General features: G+C 66.0%; 6 protein-coding genes. 4 read left to right on the forward strand and 2 right to left on the reverse strand.

Annotation, left to right across the window (positions count from 1 at the left end; all coding sequences use genetic code 11):
• Positions 1-89: 89 nt before the first annotated feature.
• Complete coding sequence (locus QZ186_RS11155) at positions 90-776, reverse strand: urease accessory protein UreF (protein WP_296416860.1); 687 nt, start codon at positions 774-776, stop codon at positions 90-92.
• Entirely contained in the window at positions 769-1,269 is a 501-nt protein-coding gene (gene ureE, locus QZ186_RS11160) for an urease accessory protein UreE (RefSeq protein WP_296416862.1), read from the reverse strand. The genes QZ186_RS11155 and ureE overlap by 8 nt, the downstream gene beginning before the upstream one ends.
• Positions 1,270-1,347: 78 nt before the next feature.
• Between ureE and QZ186_RS11165 the strand changes: the two genes are divergently transcribed.
• The 4 genes from QZ186_RS11165 to ureC all read left to right on the forward strand — a co-directional run.
• Positions 1,348-2,271 (forward strand): urease accessory protein UreD, encoded by a 924-nt coding sequence (locus QZ186_RS11165; RefSeq protein WP_296416864.1) that lies wholly within the window; start codon positions 1,348-1,350, stop codon positions 2,269-2,271.
• Between the two features lie 69 nt (positions 2,272-2,340).
• A complete protein-coding gene (locus QZ186_RS11170) occupies positions 2,341-2,643 on the forward strand; it encodes an urease subunit gamma (protein WP_010313747.1) in 303 nt (100 codons plus the stop codon).
• A gap of 6 nt (positions 2,644-2,649) precedes the next feature.
• Positions 2,650-2,967 carry an urease subunit beta gene (locus QZ186_RS11175; RefSeq protein WP_247476706.1) on the forward strand — a complete coding sequence of 106 codons (318 nt, stop codon included), beginning with the start codon at positions 2,650-2,652 and terminating at the stop codon, positions 2,965-2,967.
• Between the two features lie 11 nt (positions 2,968-2,978).
• The coding region (ureC, locus tag QZ186_RS11180) for an urease subunit alpha (protein WP_296416870.1) at positions 2,979-4,439 on the forward strand (1,461 nt) is incomplete at its 3' end.

Consider the following 4,439-nt stretch of genomic DNA (forward strand, 5'->3'; position numbering starts at 1 on the left):
TTACCCGAACCCACGGGCCCAGCCACACCAACCCGCAGACGACTGGTGGTCATCTCCTTCGCCCATTCATTCTCAGCATTGTGCTCAGCTCAACTGCGGAACAGGCGGGAGTAGAGCTCTGCGTGGCGCAGCTGGGCCAGCCCCGCACCGACGCCGCCATTCCACTGCTGCCCTGGATCCATCGACGCCAGCTCCTGAGCCCGCTGAGCGAGAAGCGGAGCGAGCCTCAACTGCAGCCGCTGGGCCTGGGTTGGCCCAAGAGGCACCAAGCGCACCGCTGCACTGAGCTGGTTGGCGACCCAGGAATAGAGGTAGGCCTCCTCCACCTCCGGGGAGTCCAACTCCAAAACCGCGCAGGCCCAGGCATAGGCCGCCGGCCAGGCCAACAACGTTCCGGCTCGGGGCAAGGGCCAGCCCAGATCCGCCAACAACTGCAGGAGCGAACGCCCCATCTGCCGCTGCTGAGCCCGCAGCTCCGCTGATTCCCGCTGCACCAGCAACCACTGATCAAGGCTGCGCAGCTCCTGCTCCGCCTGAGGCTCACCGTCTTTCCAGGCGCGCATGAACGCCATCAAGGGCGCGAGCGCTGCGGCCTCAATCGCCACCCCACCACGCCGCAACTCAGCGCTGAGCCAATCCTCCATCGCCTGCTCGGAGGTGACCTGACCGGCCTGAACCAAGACCTCAAGACCCTCGGAATAACTGAAGGCCCCCACCGGCAAGGCCGGACTCACCAGTTGATAGAGCCTGAGCCGCGCCAGTTGCCGATCAGCCATGGGAGTGGGCATGGGGAACGCCCGCATAGGCACCGGCCTCCGGCTGAAATGGAGCATCCAGGCAGTCCACCTGCAGCTGCCTTTGGCGCAGCAGCTCCGCCAACACGCTGTCCTGCAACAGAACCAAGCGGTCGGGGTGCAGCTCCATCGCCACGTGGCGATTACCCAGGTGATAAGCAGCCTGCAGCAGAGCCAGGGGCTCAGCGCTGCGCACCTGCATCACCGGCTCCGGTGCCGCCTCCACCAGAACCTGCCAACAGCCGTCGTCACTCAGCAGCTGATCACCGGGCTGCAGGGCAGCGCCCCGGGGAAGCTGCAGCACCAGATCCCGCCCGCAGCGACTGCGGCGATGGCCCCGCAGGCTGGTGCGCTCATCCGCCGTCAACGCCAAGGTCAACGCCTGGGGTCCAGGCTCCGGCAGCACGCCCTTGGGGCGGCGCTCCACCAACACGATCGCTGAACCCTGCTCCACCTGAGGCGACCCGAGGGCCATCACCCTGACGAGCCACCGCACTGGACCTTTGTGGCGATTGTTACCAAAGCTGGACCGGTGGGGCCGGAGTATGCGGCCATGGCTGAGTCGCAATCCACCTGGAGGGGACGCGTCGCGCTCCAGTTCGAGCGAAGAGGCTCGGCGGGGGGCGAACGAACCATTCACCAAGGACAGGCCAGCTCCCCGCTCAAATTGCAGCGCGCCCAGTGGCAGAGCAGTGGCCACTGCGAGCTGCCGATCCTGCACACCGCCGGGGGCTTGGTCGGTGGTGACGAACTCGAGATCAGCGCCCAGCTCGCACCCCAGAGCCAGGCCCTACTCACCAGCGTCGCAGCCCAGAAGGTCTACGGAAGCGTTGGACGCTCCCGCCAACAACCGCAGGGACGCTGGTCTCGGCAGGCCTTGAGGTTTGAACTCAAACAGGGCAGCCAACTCGAATGGCTTCCGCAGGAGCTGGTGCTCTACGCCAATGGCCTGTTCGAGCAGACCTGCCGTATCGAGCTGGAACCGGGTGCCAGCTTCCTCGGAGCGGAGGTCGTGCGCCTGGGGCGCACCGCCGCGGGGGAGTCCCTCGAGCAGGGCTGCTGGCGTTCCGCCCTGGAGATCCACCGCAGCGGAGCCAACGGCGGACGCTGGGAATTGGTCGATCGCCTGGAGCTCAAGGATGCAGCGCTGACGGGGGAACACGGCATGGCAGCCCAGCCGGTCTTCGGCTCCCTGGCCTGGATCGCCGGGGACCCACTCCCCCCAGCTGTCATCGAAGAATTACTCCAAGCCTGCCGCCAGCAGCGCGCTGGCCTCGAAGGAACCATGGCCTGCGGCGCCCTCGAGCAGGGCCTGGTGGCCCGCTATCGCGGCCCCTCCAGCCAAGCCGCCCGGTTCTGGTTCTGCCGCATCTGGGCCTTACTTCGCTCCATCCAAGGGCAATCCCCGCCGGAGCTTCCCCGGGTCTGGCCCTTTCAGGAAAACCCCTTGGAGCAGGCGGCTGAGTGTTCAGCCTGAACAGAGGACGGTCCAGCGCGGAACCAGAGTGAAGGCTTCTGATCAGCTGGATCAGGCTCCTGCCCCGCCATGCATCTGACCCCTCAGGAGAAGGACAAGCTCCTGATCGTCACCGCGGCCCTCTTGGCCGAACGCCGGTTGAACCGCGGCCTCAAGCTCAACCATCCCGAGGCGGTGGCCTGGCTGAGTTTCCTGGTGCTCGAAGGGGCCCGGGACGGAAAAACCGTGGCGGAACTCATGGCCGAGGGGACCACCTGGCTGAGCCGAGATCAGGTGATGGAGGGCATCCCTGAGCTGGTCCACGAAGTCCAGATCGAGGCGGTGTTTCCCGACGGCACCAAGCTCGTGACCCTGCATGACCCCATTCGCTGATCGGCCATGGCTGCACTCATTCCCGGCGAACTGATTCCCGAACCAGGGGAGCTGGAGCTCAACAGCGGACGCCCCATCACCACGGTGCTGGTGGCAAACACCGGAGATCGCCCCGTTCAGGTGGGCTCCCACTTCCACTTCTTTGAGGCCAATGCCGCCCTGCAGTTCGACCGCGAGGCCACCCGGGGACAACGGCTCGACATTCCTGCGGGCACGGCGATCCGCTTTGAGCCTGGCGACAGCCGGGAAGTGCAGCTGATTCCCTTCGCAGGCGGACGACGCGTCTTTGGCTTCAACGGCCTGATCAACGGCCCCCTCGACTGAACGGACACCCCATGCCCTACCGGATTTCCCGCCGTCAGTACGCCGAGACCTACGGCCCCACCACCGGCGATCGCCTGCGCCTGGCGGACACAGAGCTGATCCTTGAGGTGGAACGGGACCTCACCGTCTACGGCGATGAAGTGAAATTCGGCGGCGGCAAGGTCATCCGCGATGGCATGGGGCAAGCCCAGACCACGCGGGCAGCCGGAGCGGTGGACACCGTGATCACCAATGCCCTGATCCTCGACTGGTGGGGCATCGTCAAAGCCGACATCGGCATCCGCGATGGCCGCATCTGCGGCATTGGCAAAGCGGGCAACCCGGATACCCAGGCAGGGGTCGACATCGTCGTGGGCCCAGGCACCGAAGCCATCGCCGGGGAGGGACACATCCTCACCGCGGGCTCGATCGACACCCACATTCACTTCATCTGCCCCCAGCAGATCGAAACGGCCCTGGCCAGTGGGGTGACCACCTTGCTCGGCGGCGGTACCGGCCCGGCGACGGGAACCAACGCCACCACCTGCACCCCCGGGGCCTTCCACATCAGCCGGATGTTGCAGGCCGCTGAGGGGCTGCCGGTCAACCTGGGCTTCTTTGGCAAGGGCAACGCCTCCACCCCAGAGGCGATTGAGGAGCAGGTCCAGGCCGGCGCTTGCGGGCTCAAGCTGCATGAGGACTGGGGCACCACTCCGGCGGCCATCGACTGCTGCTTGAGCGTTGCCGATCGGATGGATGTGCAGGTCTGCATCCACAGCGACACCCTCAATGAAGCGGGCTTTGTCGAGGACACGATCCGAGCCATCGGCGGCCGCACGATCCACACCTTCCACACCGAAGGGGCCGGTGGTGGTCACGCCCCCGACATCATCAAAATCTGCGGCGAAGCCAACGTCCTGCCGAGCAGCACGAACCCGACGCGCCCCTACACCCGCAACACGCTCGAGGAGCACCTCGACATGCTGATGGTGTGCCACCACCTCGATCCGAAGATTCCGGAGGATGTGGCCTTCGCCGAGTCGCGCATCCGCCGCGAGACCATCGCCGCCGAGGACATCCTTCACGACATCGGCGCCTTCTCAATCATCGCCAGCGACTCCCAGGCCATGGGCCGCGTCGGTGAGGTGATCACCCGCACGTTCCAGACGGCCCACAAGATGAAGGTGCAACGGGGCGCACTCCCCGAAGACAGCAGCCGCAACGACAACACCCGCCTGAAGCGCTACATCGCCAAGACCACCATCAACCCTGCCATCGCCCATGGCCTCGATCAGCAGGTGGGCTCTGTGGAAGTGGGCAAGTTGGCGGATCTGGTGCTGTGGAAGCCCGGCTTCTTTGGGGTGAAACCAGAACTCGTGATCAAGGGGGGCTCCATCGTCTGGGCCCAGATGGGCGACGCCAACGCCTCCATCCCGACTCCTGGCCCCGTCCATGGACGGCCCATGTTTGCCGCCTTCGGGAAAGCCTTGGCC

Source organism: Vulcanococcus sp. DEBay_Sum29NL08_54 (assembly GCF_017859255.1).
In the GTDB taxonomy this organism is placed as follows: domain Bacteria; phylum Cyanobacteriota; class Cyanobacteriia; order PCC-6307; family Cyanobiaceae; genus Vulcanococcus.

Excerpts from the sequence above, each read along its gene's own strand:
- ureE (WP_296416862.1), bottom strand. The coding sequence starts at position 1,269 with ATGGCCCTCGGGTCGCCTCAGGTGGAGCAGGGTTCAGCGATCGTGTTG.
- QZ186_RS11175 (WP_247476706.1), top strand. The coding sequence starts at position 2,650 with ATGGCTGCACTCATTCCCGGCGAACTGATTCCCGAACCAGGGGAGCTG.
- QZ186_RS11170 (WP_010313747.1), top strand. The coding sequence starts at position 2,341 with ATGCATCTGACCCCTCAGGAGAAGGACAAGCTCCTGATCGTCACCGCG.
- QZ186_RS11155 (WP_296416860.1), bottom strand. The coding sequence starts at position 776 with ATGGCTGATCGGCAACTGGCGCGGCTCAGGCTCTATCAACTGGTGAGT.
- QZ186_RS11165 (WP_296416864.1), top strand. The coding sequence starts at position 1,348 with ATGGCTGAGTCGCAATCCACCTGGAGGGGACGCGTCGCGCTCCAGTTC.